The following is a 16,796-nucleotide window of genomic DNA, read 5'->3' as shown; positions in this document are numbered from 1 at the left end:
CCTCGGTGTTTGTGCGGAGGTCAATAGGCTTCCGCGGGGGTGAACGTTGCGGCGTGTCCGGCGGCCAGCCGCTCCAGCGGCTGCATACCAAACATCAGAAACAGGATCGGGGTCACGACGGTATCGAGGATCGTGGCGCTGAGCAGGCCGCCGAAGATCGTCACGGCCACGGGATGCAGGATTTCCCGGCCCGGCTCGTCCGCGCCGATCAACAGAGGCGTCAGCGCCAGTCCTGCGCAAAGTGCCGTCATCAGAACGGGGCTGAGGCGCTCCATGCTGCCCCGAACGATCAGTCCGGTCCCGAAACGCTCGCCTTCATGAATGGCGAGATTGATGTAATGGGAGATCTTCAAGATGCCGTTGCGCGCCGAGATGCCGGCAAGGGTGATGAAGCCGATCATCGATGCCACCGACAAGGGTTGACCGGCTATTTTCAACGCGGCCACGCTCCCGATCAGGGCGAGCGGGATGCCGCCCATGATGATCAGCGCCAGCGCAGTCGACCGATAGCGGCTGTAGAGAACGATGAAGATCATTGCCAAGGACGCCAGCGAGAGAATGCCGATGCGCCACGACGCCTCCTGCTGCGCCTGAAATGCGCCTTCGAGGTTGGTCGTGTAGCCCTGCGGAAAATCGAGCTCCCGAACGGCCTTCTGAATGTCGGCAGCGATATCCGCGATGTCGCGGCGTCCGTCGCCGTTTCCGTAGACGACAATCCTGCGCTGGGTTCCCTCGCGCTGAATCTGGTTCGGCCCATCGGTCTCGATGACTTCTGCCAAAGCGCTCAGCGGGACGAATTCGAGGCCGGTCGGAATCAGCAGATTTTGCAGTCCCGTGGTCGAGCGGTCCTGCTCCGAAAGGCGCATCACGACGTCGAAACGGCGATTGCCATCGACGATCTGCGAGACCTTCCGTCCGTTGGACAGCGTATCGAGCGCCTGTGTAATCGCGGCCGGCGTCAGTCCATGGAGTGCGGCGCGGGCATGATCAACCTGAACCTGAACCTGGGGAATCAGCACCTGCTTCTCGACCTGAAGATCGACCAGGCCCGGGATCGTCGAAAGGCGCTGGCGCGACGTTTCGGCAAGACGCCGCAACATCTCGATATCCTGCCCGTAGATCTTGAGCACAATCTGGGCACGAATACCCGACTGCAGATGATCCAGCCGATGGCTGATCGGCTGTCCGATCGCAACCGACGCCGGCAGCGCGGATAGGGCTTCCCTGATGCTCGCATAGACGTCCGCCTTCTGGCGTTTGGACGGAACGAGATCGACATCGATTTCGCTGAAGTGGACGCCTTCGGCGTGCTCATCGAGCTCCGCCCGACCGGTGCGGCGGCCGACCGACTTCACCTCGGGCACCTTTGCAAGCGATTGTTCCGCCAGCAGCCCAAGCCGGTGTGATTCCGCGAGCGAAATGCCGGGATTGTATTGCAGCGAAAGCACGAGCGTCCCTTCATTGAACGGCGGCAGGAAACTGCGGGGCATCTGGCTTGCGACGTAGCCGGCCGCCACGACCGCCGTCGCGACCGAACCCAGCACCAAGCCGCGCCGTCCAAACGCCCATGTAAGCACCCAGCTATTGGCCTGCTTCAGCCTGGTGACGACAAAACTTTCACGATCACCCGAATGGGTTCGTCCTGAAAGCAGATAGTAGGACAGCACCGGCGTTACCGTGATCGACGTCAGCAACGACGCAAGGATGGAGACCACATAGGCCACGCCGAGCGGCGTGAACAGCCGCCCTTCGATTCCCGGAAGGGCGAACAGCGGCACGAAGACGAGAACAATGATCATCGTTGCGTAGACGATGCTGGAACGAACCTCCTGGCTTGCGCCGGCGATCACGTCCAGAACGGGACGCGGCGTGCCCGACGTGGCGTTCTCCCGTAGTCGCCGCAGGATGTTTTCGACGTCTACCACCGCATCGTCGACAAGTTCACCAATGGCGATGGCAAGGCCGCCCAGCGTCATGGTGTTGATCGTGAGACCGAAGGCATGGAACACCAAGACCGTCACCAGGATCGATATGGGAATGGCCGTCAGCGAAACGAACGCGGCGCGTCCGTTCATCAGGAAAACGACCAGGACCAATGCGACCACGACAGCGGCCTCGGCCAGAACGCGCTCAACATTGCTTATCGAGGTCTCGATGAACGTGGCCTGACGGAATTGCACGTTGGTGACGTCGATCCCCGAACGCATGGTTCGTTGCAGGTCCTTGAGTGTGGCTTCGATATTGCGCGTCAACGTCACGGTATCGGCAGTCGGCTGCTTCATGACGCTGACGATGACCGCCGGCTTGCCGTTGTACCCGGCATCGCCGCGCTTGGTGCGCGCTGCGAAATCCACGGATGCGACCTGCTTCAGCAGGATCGGCTGCTCGTCCCGCGTGGCAACGACGGTGTTGCCGAGGTCCTCGATCCGCTTGCTGAGGCCGACATTGCGGATCAGATATTCGCGGCCATGCTGGTCGACGAAGCCGCCGCCGCTGTTAGTGCCGAATTTTGCCACGGCCTGCTCGATCTGGTCGTGGGTAATGCTGAGCGCCTGCATCGTCGCGAGGTTCGGCGTTACCCGGTACTGGCGGACCTCGCCGCCAATAGGAATCACCTGGGCGACGCCGGCAATGGCGAGGAGCTGCGGCCTGACGACGAAGTCCGCGATCTCGCGCACTTCCATGGGCGAAGCCGTGCCGTCGCTGGTCAGGGCAATCAGCATGATCTCGCCCATGATCGACGTCACAGGGCCCATCTGGGGATTGACCGAAGACGGCAATTGCTCACGGATCAGCGCCAGCCGTTCCGAGACAAACTGCCGGGCCCGATAGACGTCGACACCCCAGTCGAATTCGACATAAACGACCGACAGGCCAACGCCGGAGACCGAGCGCACCCGGATCACGCCAGGCATGCCGTTCATCGACGTCTCGATCGGAAAGGTCACGAGCTGTTCGACTTCCTGGGGCGCAAGCCCCTCCGCCTCGGTCAGGATGTTGACGGTCGGACGGTTGATGTCCGGCAAGACGTCGACGGAAACGGTCGGCAGGACAAAAAGGCCGTAGCCGACGAGCACGGCGGCAACCGCCAGCACGAACAGCCGATTGCGCAAACTTGCCTGGACGATGAGCTTGAACATGGGCCGTCCCTACCGGATCTGGTTGATGAGGTCGGTACCGCGAACGACGATGCGTTCGCCCTCGTTGATACCGGCCGCCACGATCACGCGCGTCGCATCAACCGGCAGCACGCGAACCGGTCTCGGCTCGAAGCGTTCGGGCTCCGGGTGCAGCCAAACGACATTCTCGCCGCTGCCGCTGCGGACCACCGCATTGCGAGGAAAGATCAAACCAGTAACCGCTGCGCCGCTCTGGACCATCACGTTCAGCGGCTGGCCGATGTTGAGGCCTGTCGGCGGCTCCGGCATGGCAAACTGAACGACGGATGCATGCTGCCTTAGAGCCCGGCTCATTCCGACGAAGGAGAGCGCAATCGGCTCTCCATTTGGCGCCGTGGCGGTCGCAGCTTCAGGCTCCTTCAAACCCAAATCGTCATAGGCCAAGGCTTCGACCCATAGGCTCTTGGGATCAGCAATCTGGAACAGGACGTCCTGCGGCTGAATGACCTGGCCCGGCACGACTCTGGCCGAGGTGATGACGCCATCGGTCGATGCGCGCAACTCCTCGAACCCGGTGCGGGAATTTCGAACGGTTTCGCGGCGAGCCCGGAGCCCCTCCAATTCGCTTTCGAGGTCGTTGACCTGCCCTTGGGGCACCGCGCCCCGCTCGGCCAGCGGCCGCAGGCGGCGCAGCTTGTTTTCGGTGATCGCCGCCAACTGTTCGATCTCGCCGACCTTCTCGAGGATCGTCGTGCGGTCCGCAATCGGCAGATGCGGCTCGATCTGAATGAGCAGATCGCCCTTGCTGACGGCTTGTCCGATCCGGGGTATGCCGCCGCTCGGAACAACACGCCCCCCATAGACGCTTTGCACGATGCTGCTGCGGTTAGGGTCGGCGATGACGCGGCCGATCAGCGTGACGGCGGGACGAATGGTCTGCGGCTCGGTGGCGGCGGTCCGCAAATCAAGCAGCCGCTGCGTCGGCTTGGCCGCGAAGACGGTGCCGTCTTGCAGGCGTCGCGGGGCATCGCTCAGGGCGGGGACATCCGGCGGATTTGCCTGCTTTGCGTTGGTTTGGCCTTCGCCGAAGGCGATGGCGGTGAGAATGACAAATGCGCCTGCCATCGTCGCTGAAACGGCAGCGGCCATGCTGCGACCACGCCGCCTCCAATAGCCATAGAGAAGGCCGAGCCCCACGGCAGCAAGTGCGGAGGCCACAACGGCGGTTCGGCTTGAGAAGAGCCAGCGCCGCTCTTGCTTCAGCTCAGGAGGCGGGGCATTGCCGGCACGTGTCGGCACCAGCGAATCGACCAGCAGATCATTTCCCTTTTTGGCGTTGACCGAGAAAATGACTTCCACCGATTCCGCCGGCGTGCCGTTCGGAACAACGGCCGTGTAAACTCCCTCGTCGGTCTTCGTAGCCTCGGTCGGGGCGGAATCGCCGATCGTGACCTGCAAGACTGCGTCCGAAACCGGTTCGTTCGTGACGGGATCGTCTATGAAGACGGAAAGCCTTCCCTCTTTCAGGATGCCAACGATTTCGTAGAGTTCGGATCGCGCCGCAACCCTTGGGTAGGCTGACGACACGACGGCCGCTTTTTCAGCGTCGCCATGATCGTGCCCCTCATGGGCAAGGGCGCCTAAGAGGCCAAAGAACAGGCTCACCAGCCAACAGATACTGGCTAGAGCAAGCCTCGCCGGACGAAGTCGTTTTTGGCCAGGTCTTGCGAGCCGCCCTTTCGGGCAGCGCTGATTGATCAACATGGGGAATTCCTTCAGACATGCGAAAGGTCGGCGGCCAAAGGGGCCGCCGGGATTACGCGATGCTGAAGGTACTTGGTGGCCGGGTGAGTTCGTCGGGCCGTACGCCGACAATAGCTTGTGCAACCGGCAGCTCGACCGGGATCAGCACCTCAAATGGGCTGAGCAGGGTCATGAACTGCGGTGACGCAATCGAAGTGCCGAACATGTCCCAAGCTAGGCTTGAACCACCCTCGTCATCATCGTGATCCGACCCGTCATGGACGTGGCCTTCGGCGCTGTCGCCTCCGTGGGAGTGCACGTGACCTGCCAGCTGATCGTGAAAATGCAAGGAACCACTCAACGTGACGGAAGGCGCCGGCATGGCACGAACGGCAGCCTTCGCCTGCGAGATCGAAATCAGGGTTACCTGAAGCACAAACGCCGACACCGCCACGAACATGGCTGTTCTGGCTAGTTGACGGAGACGTTGAATACGGTGGCGTTGCACAGCAAAAATCTAGGTGGTCCCGGGCGCGATTTCAAGCCGACGTGCCTCGCTCTCCTGAGTCTGCAATGGGTCCACAAGCCGCCGAACTGGCGCTCGGCTGCAAACTTCCGGTCTGGCCTTGTGAGCCGACCTGTAGCGGCGCCGCTTCGATGGCAGCTAAGGGCCAATAGGCGGCATTGAGCCTATCCCATCTGATCGCAAGGACGTACCTTTTGAAAATGGCAATCGGAACCAGGAAACGTTTGGAAACTCGCGTGTTTAGCAGACCGGGGCGAACGCACTGGAGGAGACGCATGCGAACAGCAACTCTCGCGATCATTGTCGTTGCCGGAAGCGCGATTACCTTCCAAGCAGCGGCGCAACAGCAAAAGGCCGCACCTAGTGAGCAAACCAAGGAGGAGATGCACAGTGATGTAGACAAAGGGCTCAAGTCTAGCGAGCCCAACGAGCAGATGCAGCGTGATGCAGACAAAGGGGTCAAGACGCGCAACTCCGGGCAATCCGGTTACGTGGCCGATCAAGACAAGCCGGGTGCTTCTGCGCATCCTCCGGGCCGACCAGGAAGTGAGCAGACGACCGGCTCGGGTAGCCAGACCGGCGCTCCAAAATAGAGCCGTTAGCGCTCGCGCTTGCAGCTTAGCGGGAGGGCCGCCCAGTGGGCTGGCTTGGTCCATCCAGTGCCGCTGTTGGCGCATGATAGCGCGCTGGTCGTCAGCGTCGTCCTGTGCCACTCGGCGAGCTTCTAACGTGCCCTCATCCAGCTCAGTGAGGTGACTATCCGTTCGGCGCGCCGGGCCAGCGCTGTTATTCGCAACTTGGCGAAGCGTGTCTCTGCTCTGCGTGAATTGGCAGCAGTCGGCCTTAGTGCGAAATCCTCGGCGCGCATCCGCCAGCACTTCGCTGAGTGCATTCCCTAGATAGCAGCCATGGCCAAGCCCTCTATTTGGACCGCTGAGCTTGTCGTTCGCTTATCTCTGCCGGGTGCTTCGGCTAACCCTGCTCTCGCCGGCTACCACTGATGCCATCCTGAATGGGCTGCAGCCGCAAGGGCTTGAACTGGCGCAGCTGTTGAAATCGATCCCAGCCGAGTGGGACGAGCAGCAGGCTCTGCTCAGGTCATCCGCCCCGAAAGCCGGACGCGGCTGAGTCCCTTCTAAACTGGAACAGGGCCGGCGCGGGTTCGTAAATCGAATGTTATGGAACAGTCCAGTCAACGGATAAGCTTTGTGTAATCTTGGTATCAGTTGGAGGCGCCGCCTCAAGGGCAAAGGTCTCTAAACTTCGATGATCTCGTCATCGATCCCGCAGCCCGTAACGCCACGGCGAGCGGCACTCGCGACGGCGAGTGCCGACGCCTTGGTTGTACGCAACTCCGCCCACACTGGTCTGGGAACAATGCCACAAAACCTTGCCGCGCTATCGCGGCCACCAGCGTTGCTCAGCTAAGCTTGAGACACGAACGCAACAAGCGCCTCGCAGAGTCGGTCGATCGTCGCAGTATTGGCATTCAGCTTCTGCAGCTCCTTGAGCCGGGCGCCGATGTGGAGCGTGTTCTTTTGCAAACCTCCGGCCCCGCCGAAGGCGGCCGACGCTGACGAGCCGGCGGGTTCCCAGTGCGCATCTGCATCGATCGCTACACTCTTCGCCAAGTCGCAGGGCCAAGCTGCGAAGGTGTTGCCCCAAACTACCTCGCCGGGAAACGGATCGTCACCTGCATTGGCTAGCGCAAAAAGGGCCTTGTTATCTCGTTCGTGGGCCTTTCGGATGGACCTCTCGGTGTCAGGGTTATTGTGCGTGAGCTTGTCGCCATCGCAATCAAAAGTGAAGAAGGTCGGGATCTCCATTTTGGCGGCAATGATTGCGGGGCGAATTATTTCGCTTTTGCCATTGGCCGCAACAATATGCCCGCCGCGGGCACGGAAGGCATCCCAACGGCCTGACAAAACGAGCCACGCATTGATGTAAGCGGCATCCTCCAGGCCTTCGACCAACACGAGCTTTGGCGTGAAGAACATCTCGCTGAGGTGAGGCTGCATTACCTGATGCAGCTTTGCCAGCACGCTGTCATGCGCCATCGGAGCGTCGCCTGTCACTCTCGCGTACTCTGCGCCAAGTGCAGCAAGCGTGCAGGACCGCACCGTCGCACGGCCGTCATTCTGGCGCTTCCTGACCAAACGTACTTGATCAAAACCGCTGCCACCAACGAAGTACGGGCTGTGGGTTGAAACGATCACCTGCGAGTTCTTTGCGCTAAGCGCCTGGAGCACTGTTGCCAGGTGCCGTGCCTGAGGTGGGTGCTGATAAAGCTCCGGCTCCTCTACCCCCAAAATCAAGCGGGGGCTTGTGTCATCATCGCTGGCCGTCAGGCCTTGAAGAAGGGCAATGATGTACGAGCGCTGGAGGCCGTGGCCGAAACGAGCGATAGAGCCCTCGAACTCGCCCTCACCCGCGAGAAGACGTGCCATCGGTTCCTCGATGCGGACCGAGGTCTTGGGATCTTGGTGCCACATAAGTTTTGCCGTCGCCTCCGGGTGCGACCACTCGGTCAAACGCTCTTGAAGCGCGGCAGATATCTGGTCGAGCGCGCCCTGTTCGACCGAAAGTAGATCTTTGTATTTCTCCTCTGCTTCAGTACGGAGTGTGGACAGCTTTTCACTGAAGTTGACCTGCGCACGCACCGTGCGCGCCAGGAGACGCCCCAGCGCAGTGTTCTTGCTTTCCGCCTGCTCGCCTGCCGCATCTTTTACCGCGGGCACATAGACCCACTGCAGGTACTTCCTGAGGTGCCCCTGCCCTTGGCTGACGCCATAAAACTGGTCCTCACTCGGGATTAGAACGCAATCTCTGGGTACGGCTGCCTCGCATTCGCGGAGCGCGGCCGTCATCGCATCCTTGACTTTGACAACGGGCAGACCTGGATAACCCTCGCGCAGTTTCGTGTATTGAGCCTGCAAATCGGCGACCTTTGCGCCGTCGCCCAGGAGCTTGAAGTATGGAGTGAAGTCAGCCAGTCCGAGCCGATTGCCGTACTGCTTCACGGCTGCATGGCCAGTCCCGACATCAAACTGCGCCTTGGCAGTGACGATGAGGGCGTCCTGCCGATAGTAGTCTGCGAAGTCGGACTGGGCGGCTTCCGACAAGCCGGCAAAGGTGACCGTAATTTCAATCGGCGTGTCAATGTCACTGCGATGGAAGTCTTCTCTTTCCAGATTGCTCAGATTGGTCGCCGCACTCTCCGTTTCACGGAAAAAAATGTTCAAGGCGCACAGCACGGTTGACTTGCCCGCCCCATTCGCACCCACCAGACAGGTATAATTGTCGAAATCTATGGTTTCATCGTAATAGGCGCGCAGATTCTTGATGCGAATCGACTTTATGTGCATTGAGGCCCCCCTCACAGCCTTCAATCACAGATTGTCTGTTGATACCAGCCGTGCGCCGCCAAACTGGGATCAATATCTTCCGTAATCGAGTGACCACCTCGCTCTCTGGCACGTCGTCTTAATCGCAGGCGGCAGGCAGGCGCCGTAGAGCGCGACCGCCGCCCACCAACAGCGTTCGTTGCGCGCGCAAGGCGGATTTTTTAATAGCGGGTGCCGGGGATGTATTTGTCGAGGCGCGAGGGTGTCAGCTTGCCGTCGGGATGATAGCCGACGAGATCGATCTTTCCGTTGAAATCAACGTCATGAAAAGAGATGTCCCACTTCTGGTCGCGATTGCGATCTTCGACTGAGATGTCCGTTTTACCGTCGAAGTTCGCGTCCAGATGCGCGGAGATAGGCTTGGTGAGGTCGTCCGGCGTGACAAAGGAATAGTCTGCTTTGCCATCGCAGTTTGTATCGAACTGCACGAGGAGAGCTGTGTTCTGCCGGTCCCTTCCCTCATACAGTTTTACCGACTTGCAGGTCGCCGGTGCCTTCGCGGGGATTGGCTGGCCGGCCTTGGCAAGGAAGGCCTGGACATCGGCGATGGAGATCGCGAAGTTGAGTGCCTCGCCTTTGGCCTTGAAGGCGTTCACGCCGATGAGCTTGCCGTCATCCGAGAGCAGCGGACCGCCGGAATTGCCGGGATTGATGGGTGTCTGAGTCTGGATGACGCTTGCTTTGTGCGAGCCTTCTTCGTCGCGCCATTCGTAATCTTTACGGTATTGGCTGATGAACCCCTTGGTGTAGGTCCAAGCCTCCCCGGTCGGATGCCCGATAGCGTGCACGTCGGCACCGACCTGAATGTCGGATTCGGAGCCAAGGACGATAGGCTTTACGTCGCGCGGCACGGAAGCAAGGCGAAGGAGGGCCAGGTCGTGACCCGGATCGATTTTCACGACTTGCGCGATCTCAAAGTCAGCTTCGGACGGCTTGCTTCCCTCAGTTGGCGGCTTGAACAGGAGACCGACCTTCTGAAAGCCCTTCACCACATGCCAGTTGGTCAGGACCGCGTCGCCGAAACCGATATAGGAGCCTGAACCGATGCTGGTGTCGGTAACCACGATGACGACAGAGGGCGAAAGCAGCCGGTAGATCTCGGAATCGTGCCGGCCGCGGCTGACGTAAGGCGCATCGGCGAGCTTGGCACCCACGTATTTGGTGACGAGCGAGTTGCCGAGGCCGCCCATGTCATAAAGTTCGGGAGTGCTCTCAAGGGAGAGTATGTTAGCGTTCTCAGGCGAGGCCGGAAGGGCCTTGCCGACCAGGTCTGCCTGGGCCAAGGCTGTATCCGTGAGAGCGACGGCAATGAAGGCAGACAGGACGGCGCGTTTCATGCGATCGGGCTCCCCGTCCCTCTTGTCTGTGCTGGCAGCGATGCTGCTTTGCACAACCCTGCAACTCATTGTCGTTTCACGTGCATTTTCACAGCCTACGACGGATTTGGAAAGCCGAAAACAGGCCGCGTACCAGAAATTTCATCGCGGCCAGGTCCGCGAAGCCGGGCGCGAGATCGCCGGGCTTGTCAAGGAGACGGCCGATCAGAATGCCAAAGCGCTTCTGCTGCGCGACCTGACCGAGATATGTTCGACGGCCTACGAAGTCGGGTGCGCGATCGAATCCGAGGTCGCTGCCTATGAGATCATCAAAACGGACGAGAAGCTCAAACCGCTCTTCCCGGATCTCTATGCTTACCTGCTTCGCGCGCAGTTCTTCGCAAACAACGATCCGCAAGCTCGCAAGAGCCTCTTTCCGAACAACAAAGTCCCATTCAATCCCGCGGCGTCTCCGTATCCGGCGGTGATGGCCAATCTGACGGCCGTGAACCACTTCCTGCTCTTGAACGAACATCAGTTGGCTGAGAAGGCCTACTCCACTGCGGTCATGGGTCTCTTACTCATCGACCCCAAGGACAAATACAGCATCTGCAAGGCGCTAGCCGAATTTCTGGAGTCGCTGATTTCGCAACAGGACATTGTTAGCGCCCAAGCGCTCGCACGCCTGATCGATCCCTACATGTCAGCCAATCTCAATCACGAAGGCCCGGTGTTTGCGGGTTACGTGCACATCATGACCCAGCTGGTCGCGATGACAACCCGGTCCAGGCAGGTCGCCGGATTTCTCGAGGAGGCGATCCGGCTCAACGACCGTCTGGACATAAATGAAGGCATAAAGCTCTATCGGACCTCGACAAGCAATAGCCTTGCATCGCTCTCGCTTCTCTTCGAAGGTGCCACTGACGAAGCTGCTGCCCTCCATGCGCGTCATCCATTGCAAGCGCAGCGCAACGCAATTATCGCACGTGATCATTTCGAGACGCTGCAGGAGTTTTACTTCGGACTCTCTGAGTTGCTCATTTCGAGCTCCAAAGATCCATCACATATGGCGGCCTGGAAGTCGCACTTCGCAGCGATCCCTGCCTCCTGGCAGCTCTCAGGATACGTCGCCGAGAATATTGAATCTTACCGTCATTTCGCACTCGGATTGATAGCTCTTCCAACTTCACGAGCGGAAGCCGCTGCACTGATTCAAACGGCGGCGCGGGAGCGGATTGAGGTCTTTGAAGGATTTCTGACACGCCGCTTTGAAGGGTTTCAGCTACCGACCTTGATCGACGCCCTTGTTATTCAAACGGCTCTGACGTCCCTTGTGGACTTTCCGCCGCCTGATGCCGCCGACCTGGCGCTTAGGGGGAGCGAGATGCTTTCGCGCACGCTTCGGCATCAGACCAGCGATTTTGCCGTCCTGATCGGCGCCCAAAAGACCGAACGCTCGCGCGACACCGTACGCTCTTATTATATCTTGCAGCAACAAAAGCGGCAGTGGGAGCTCGATCAGATCAAGAACCTCATGGCTGGCGGCAAGAAGGAAGCTGGATATCTCATTACGACTTACGCGGGCCTTACCGAAACGATTGTTCGGTTGGAAGACGCACTCACGAAAGATGCGGATAACGCCAAGGCGATCGGGTATCCGACGGCCACACAAATTCAAACGGTGCTTGAACCCAACGAGGTCTTTCTCACTTTCTTTCCCACGCTCAAGGGTATGGGTCGACTTTGCATCTCAAAGACGACGACGCTGTTTTCGGTGTCAGATGTCGACCCGCAATTGGCGATCCTTGACGCCAAGCTGGTGCGATTGGCGTTGACGCAGGAGCGTGCGGCTGATGAGACGCTTGATAGCCAGTATCCGGTCCAATCAGCTGTTCGCCTCAGGGATCTTCTCTTCAAGGGTCTCGAATCCTGCGCGCAGCATGGCTCGCTGGTCAATGCAGCGCCACCTGAGGAGCTGTCGGGCATTCCGCTCGCCGCCTTGCTCGAGGAAGCGCCGCCCCGGCGGGGCGACGGATACGATCTGCTCGCGGCCCGCTGGCTTGGCAAGACATACAGATTCGCGAGTTCGATCTCGGCACGTCATTTTCTTGGCACGCGCACGTCGATCTCGCACCAGCACGCTCCGCTGCCTTATCTCGGCATCGGCAATCCCTCCCTTTCCACGGTCACTCAACAGGCCAGTCTGACGCGCGGTGGTAATACCGACGCCTCCCTGCGCGGCGCCTTGAGCGAACTGGGATCGCTGCCGGAGACGGCTGACGAAATCACCATCGTCGGGCAACTCATGCAGGCCGCAAAAGGCGATGTGCTGCTGGGTACAGACGCGTCTGAGGAGAACTTTCGCACCAAGGATCTCGGCAAGTACGATATTATCCATTTCGCAACGCACGGGCTGCTGCGCAACGACATACCCGGCTTGAACGAGGCGTCGCTGGTTCTCACGCCCAAGGATTTGTCCGACAGTTTCGACGATGGATTGCTGACGGCGCCGGAGATCACCCGGCTTCCGCTTGATGCGCGCCTTGTCGTTCTGTCGGCCTGCAATACGGCGCGGATGGATACATCGGCCGCAAATATCGGCATCACCGATCTCGCTGCCGCTTTCTCGGTTGCAGGATCGCCGACTTTGCTTGCGTCGCTTTGGACCGTAGAAACCAACGCTGCACATGATCTGATACTGGCATTTTTCGCAACCTGGAACGAACAGCACCACAAGAGCGCCTCGGCGGCTCTGGCGGGAGGAATTGAACGCTATCTCGCCCGGGCGGACAGGGCTCATCACCATCCGCGCTTCTGGGCCCCTTTCATTGTCTTTGGCTACGCAGCCAGCTTGCCAGACGATGGCGTAAAATCAACAAACCCTACGTTTGATTATGCCCCCTTTGGCAACGACGAGGTCGGAGAACTCTTTGATGCCAAACCTCTCGCTGGCCGCCTTATACTATCGGCGATGGGCGATTGGGACGGAAGCTCGATGGCCAGCATCATCAGGGATGCGGGGCAGGACGGCGCCGACTTTCCGGCCGCTTCGCATGACATCGCCGCCGGCCCTCTCTTCATCGATCAATCGCAGATCTATGCGCTTGGTTACAAGACGTCACCCCACCCCTACCCGATTGTGCGGCGGCTCGCGCCGGATGGCTCCAAAGTCTGGGAAAGGGCATGGCCGGATCTCGAGGACAACTCGCCAGCGGGTGCGGTAAGGATTGGCAATGACATCGTGATGTTGTCAGGCTCGATTTATTCGCAGCAGACCGACGAACGCGTGGCATATCTGACCCGGTTCGACGTGGATGGTCATGAGATCGCGCGCAAAGAGATCAAGGTCGGAAAGTCCGCGTCTGTCGTCGGCCGATCGACCTTGCTCTCAAAGCTCGGTCCCGATCCCGTGCTCGTCGTCAACTTGCGGCAATTTGGCAATTTTGGTGCGAACGAAGCTCTCTTCGGCCTGCCGACCCTCTGCGACGGGCCGCGCCAAACGGTACTCTATCTGCTGGACAGCTCAACTTTCGAAACTAAGAAGACCCTCACGATCCCGGACTTTCAGGCTTTTGGCGCCGATAGTGGGGACGGCGAGCTCAAGATCGGCGGCCAGACGCGCGGAGCCTGCGAGGCTGGCGGCAAGGGCCTTCTCCTCCAGGTTGGCCGGCAGTTTACATTCTCGGCGCTGTGGAAGGATGATGATCCGTTTCCGTCCAACGTCCAATCTGTGGCGAGTGAGCAGGGCGAGACATTTTTCGCCGTAAAGCGGCAGCGTCCGATCGGCGTGCGGCGCCTCGGCGTCACAACAGCAGAGACGGGCTCGAAGCGATGGGGCGACAGCGGCGACGAGCTTCTCGAGTTTTCGATCTTCAAGATCGGACCGAATGGTGGGGCCGTCCCTTCCTACAATTCCGCCTTCGGTCTGAGTGCCTTTGCCCAGGGACTTGTGTTCGACCGGGGCAAGCTGGTCATCTATGGCAGTCTCGGCGGCAGGCCGGCCCTTTCGACGCGACAATAATAGCTGTCTCCATCACTTCGATGACCCGTTCTAGACAAACGAACCCCGTAAGCTTTTGTTAGAAACCCTATCAGAGCTAAGCGCGCCGCGGCGCTGGCATGCAACGGCCGATCGAACCCGTAAATTCCCAATCGGCTGGCTCGTATCGAGAGAGTTTTGTTCCCCTTCGGATCGAGCGAGAGGGATGCAAAGCGCTTTCCCAGTAAGCGCTCGGTTTGTCGGAAAATGCCGTACTAAGACCGATTTGACGGGTACTAAGATTCGGAGAAAATTCGATTCTCCGGACTTGCCGACGTGCCGTGGCGACTCTGGACAAACAAAAAGCCGCTCGAAAGAGCGGCTTTCTGGTTTTCTGCTGCAAGTACAGCATCTTGCTTGGTTGCGGGGATAGGATTTGAACCTATGACCTTCAGGTTATGAGCCTGCCCGCATTGCTAATCTGGGCTCCGGAGCCGCGCACACCGGAGCGGGGCAAAAATCAACGACTCCGCTGCGTCGCAATATCCTCAGCATAGCCCTCGTTCTCCGAGACGCCGCTAGGTCATGGCGGCGTCTCCGGACTTGGCGACCACAGGGTGAAGAACGGCATTAACGCGCTCCCCGGGCCAGCCGGCAACCGGATTGCCACGATTTATGCTGGAAGCGGGGTGCAACACTGGCCTTAGATGGCTCCCCGCCGGCGCAGCCGGCCCGCTCCATGCGTTAAAACAGAAAAGCCGGGGGATGACAGCCCGCCCCGTTGAGAAGTACGGCCCTCACGGCCGTTCTTTTCTGTTTCGTACGATACAAAATAATTCATTGAGCCTCCCTGGGAGCCCCAGCCCGTCCCGTCTCGAGGGTCTCCTCTCATCTTGGTGGGAGCGAGGTCATCTGATCGACTGGACTGGACCGCGTTCATACGTTCAATAATAAGTAGCACCATCGGTGCGCGACGGGCGGGAGCGGAGGTTCAAAATGCCCCTTAAACTTTACCAGCGTGCCGGATCACCAAATTGGTACCTCCGTGGCACCCTTCGCGGACTTTCGGTCCGCGAAAGCTGCCAGACCGATGACCGCAAGATCGCTGGAGAAATCAAAGCCAAGCGGGAATGGGAAATTCTGCAACGTAGCGTCTATGGCATCAAAGCGTCGGGCACGTTCATCAGGGCCGTCGCAATCTACTTAGAGAACGGCGGCGACACGCGGTTTCTGCAACCGCTCATCGATCATTTCGGATCGACCGCGCTCGCCAAGATCGACCAAGCCGCCGCTGACGAGGCCGGCCGCAAGATTTACCCCGGCCTCGCGCCGGCGACGCTTAACCGCCAGCTTTACACGCCGCTCGCAGCCGTCATTAACAAGGCGGCCGAGAAAAACTATTGTGGGCCGATCAAGCTCAGCCGGCCGAAGATGCCAAAGGGCCGCGTGCGATGGATTACTCACGCTGAGGCGTTTTGTCTGATCGAGGCGTGCGCCCCGCATCTTAAGCCGCTCGTTGCCTTCCTGTTCTACACCGGTGCGCGCGTCGGGGAAGCGCTTTGGATCGATTGGCGCTTTGTCGATTTACAGCGCGGGCAAGTCCAATTCCTGGACACAAAGAACGGCCGCGACCGCGGCGTGCCGCTGCACCCCGATCTCGTCGCGATCCTTTCCAACCTGCCCCATCGGGAAGGCGAAGTTTTCCGCAAGCAAGGCCGCATCATCAGGCCGACGAGCTACACGCCAGCGGGCACCAACAGCGGCGAGCCAATTGAAATAGAATATGCGCTCGGCGAACCGTATGCGCCGCTCGACGAAGATGATCCGCGCGACGTGTCGGCGGGATCGCGGATCAAGAAAGGATTTGCGGCGGCGGTCAGGCGCGCCGGGATCACCGATTTTCATCCGCACGATTGCCGGCACACGTGGGCAACGTGGCACTACCAAGAAAACCGCGACCTCAACATGCTGATGCACCTCGGTGGTTGGTCAAGCCTCTCGATGGTTCTGCGCTACGCTCACGTCAACGTCGCGCACGCCGCGCCATCGATCAACAACATGCCGTCGATCGCACCCACGCCCGCGCCTGGCCCGGCAAAGGTTATTGCGAAGGCGAAGGCGCACAAGTCCGACCAGCATGACAAGGGCCTCGCCAAGGCGGTCAAGGTATCCAGCGCGACGGCCCGAAAAGGCGGCGCAGCGAGCGACGGGGCGGAAATCAAGGCGGTGGACGCCTGATCGCCGTCAACTTCGTGCTGGCGCCGACGAGATCGACGATCAGCATAGCCGGCCATAGAGACTTTCGATCGAATCTCGCGCCCAAAATCCGCCCATGCCGGAACAAATAATAAAAAAAAGTAGGCAATATCAAGTTGTTAATGATCGTTGGTTATTACCTTCACACGGGAGAGGTCCAAGGTTCGATCCCTTGTGCGCCCACCATCCACCTTCCAAAGCCATCCTGATTGCGGACCCATCGTCGACGCCTGGCGGCGTGTCGGGACCGCCTCAATCAAAAATGTCGAAAACAACCCCATGCACAGTAGCCGACCTCAGTCGGATCAATGGGTTACCATGCTACTGTTTTTCCGAAATCCCATTTGACTCGTCGGGCAAAACACCGGCATGATGGCATCGTCGCGGAACGGATGATCTCATGTCGTCATTGCGAGCGCAGCGAAGCAATCCAGAGTCTTTCCGCGGAGACAG

General features: G+C 59.7%; 8 protein-coding genes. 3 read left to right on the top strand and 5 right to left on the bottom strand.

Translation table 11 applies throughout. The annotated features are described in order from the left end of the window. Window positions 1–20 precede the first annotated feature (20 nt). From ABIC03_RS24995 to ABIC03_RS24985, 3 genes are read right to left on the bottom strand one after another with little or no spacing between them, the layout of a single operon-like run. Window positions 21–3,140, bottom strand: a complete 3,120-nt coding sequence (locus ABIC03_RS24995; RefSeq protein WP_354061867.1) for an efflux RND transporter permease subunit — start codon at window positions 3,138–3,140, stop codon at window positions 21–23. Window positions 3,141–3,149: 9 nt separating this feature from the next. Further along, on the bottom strand, window positions 3,150–4,883 hold the full coding sequence (locus ABIC03_RS24990) for an efflux RND transporter periplasmic adaptor subunit (protein WP_354061865.1): 1,734 nt from the start codon (window positions 4,881–4,883) through the stop codon (window positions 3,150–3,152). A gap of 52 nt (window positions 4,884–4,935) precedes the next feature. Continuing rightward, window positions 4,936–5,322 (bottom strand): hypothetical protein, encoded by a 387-nt coding sequence (locus ABIC03_RS24985; protein WP_354061863.1) that lies wholly within the window; start codon window positions 5,320–5,322, stop codon window positions 4,936–4,938. Between the two features lie 341 nt (window positions 5,323–5,663). Between ABIC03_RS24985 and ABIC03_RS24980 the strand changes: the two genes are divergently transcribed. Further along, window positions 5,664–5,981 (top strand): hypothetical protein, encoded by a 318-nt coding sequence (locus tag ABIC03_RS24980; RefSeq protein ID WP_354061861.1) that lies wholly within the window; start codon window positions 5,664–5,666, stop codon window positions 5,979–5,981. An 831-nt stretch (window positions 5,982–6,812) separates the two neighbouring features. On the opposite strand, the gene ABIC03_RS24975 is transcribed toward ABIC03_RS24980, so the two are convergent. Continuing rightward, window positions 6,813–8,753, bottom strand: a complete 1,941-nt coding sequence (locus ABIC03_RS24975) for an ATP-dependent nuclease (RefSeq protein WP_354061859.1) — start codon at window positions 8,751–8,753, stop codon at window positions 6,813–6,815. Between the two features lie 200 nt (window positions 8,754–8,953). Beyond that, on the bottom strand, window positions 8,954–10,129 hold the full coding sequence (locus tag ABIC03_RS24970) for a S1C family serine protease (protein WP_354061857.1): 1,176 nt from the start codon (window positions 10,127–10,129) through the stop codon (window positions 8,954–8,956). On the opposite strand from ABIC03_RS24970, the gene ABIC03_RS24965 reads away from it, so the two are divergent. Together ABIC03_RS24965 and ABIC03_RS24960 are read left to right on the top strand one after the other, a co-directional pair. Beyond that, the gene (locus ABIC03_RS24965) at window positions 10,101–14,129 is read left to right on the top strand and encodes a CHAT domain-containing protein (RefSeq protein WP_354061855.1); all 4,029 of its coding nucleotides are present in this window, start codon (window positions 10,101–10,103) and stop codon (window positions 14,127–14,129) included. The genes ABIC03_RS24970 and ABIC03_RS24965 overlap by 29 nt on opposite strands. A gap of 954 nt (window positions 14,130–15,083) precedes the next feature. Further along, window positions 15,084–16,325, top strand: coding sequence for a tyrosine-type recombinase/integrase (locus ABIC03_RS24960; RefSeq protein ID WP_354061852.1), 1,242 nt, complete (start codon window positions 15,084–15,086; stop codon window positions 16,323–16,325). The last annotated feature ends 471 nt before the right edge of the window (window positions 16,326–16,796 follow it).

Source organism: Bradyrhizobium sp. RT6a (assembly GCF_040547675.1).
In the GTDB taxonomy this organism is placed as follows: domain Bacteria; phylum Pseudomonadota; class Alphaproteobacteria; order Rhizobiales; family Xanthobacteraceae; genus Bradyrhizobium.
This window is presented reverse-complemented; position numbering and strand designations above follow the sequence as displayed.

Coding starts and splice junctions, on each gene's coding strand:
- ABIC03_RS24960 (WP_354061852.1), top strand. CDS start 15,084: ATGCCCCTTAAACTTTACCAGCGTGCCGGATCACCAAATTGGTACCTC.
- ABIC03_RS24990 (WP_354061865.1), bottom strand. CDS start 4,883: ATGTTGATCAATCAGCGCTGCCCGAAAGGGCGGCTCGCAAGACCTGGC.
- ABIC03_RS24995 (WP_354061867.1), bottom strand. CDS start 3,140: ATGTTCAAGCTCATCGTCCAGGCAAGTTTGCGCAATCGGCTGTTCGTG.
- ABIC03_RS24970 (WP_354061857.1), bottom strand. CDS start 10,129: ATGAAACGCGCCGTCCTGTCTGCCTTCATTGCCGTCGCTCTCACGGAT.
- ABIC03_RS24980 (WP_354061861.1), top strand. CDS start 5,664: ATGCGAACAGCAACTCTCGCGATCATTGTCGTTGCCGGAAGCGCGATT.
- ABIC03_RS24965 (WP_354061855.1), top strand. CDS start 10,101: ATGAAGGCAGACAGGACGGCGCGTTTCATGCGATCGGGCTCCCCGTCC.
- ABIC03_RS24975 (WP_354061859.1), bottom strand. CDS start 8,753: ATGCACATAAAGTCGATTCGCATCAAGAATCTGCGCGCCTATTACGAT.
- ABIC03_RS24985 (WP_354061863.1), bottom strand. CDS start 5,322: ATGTTCGTGGCGGTGTCGGCGTTTGTGCTTCAGGTAACCCTGATTTCG.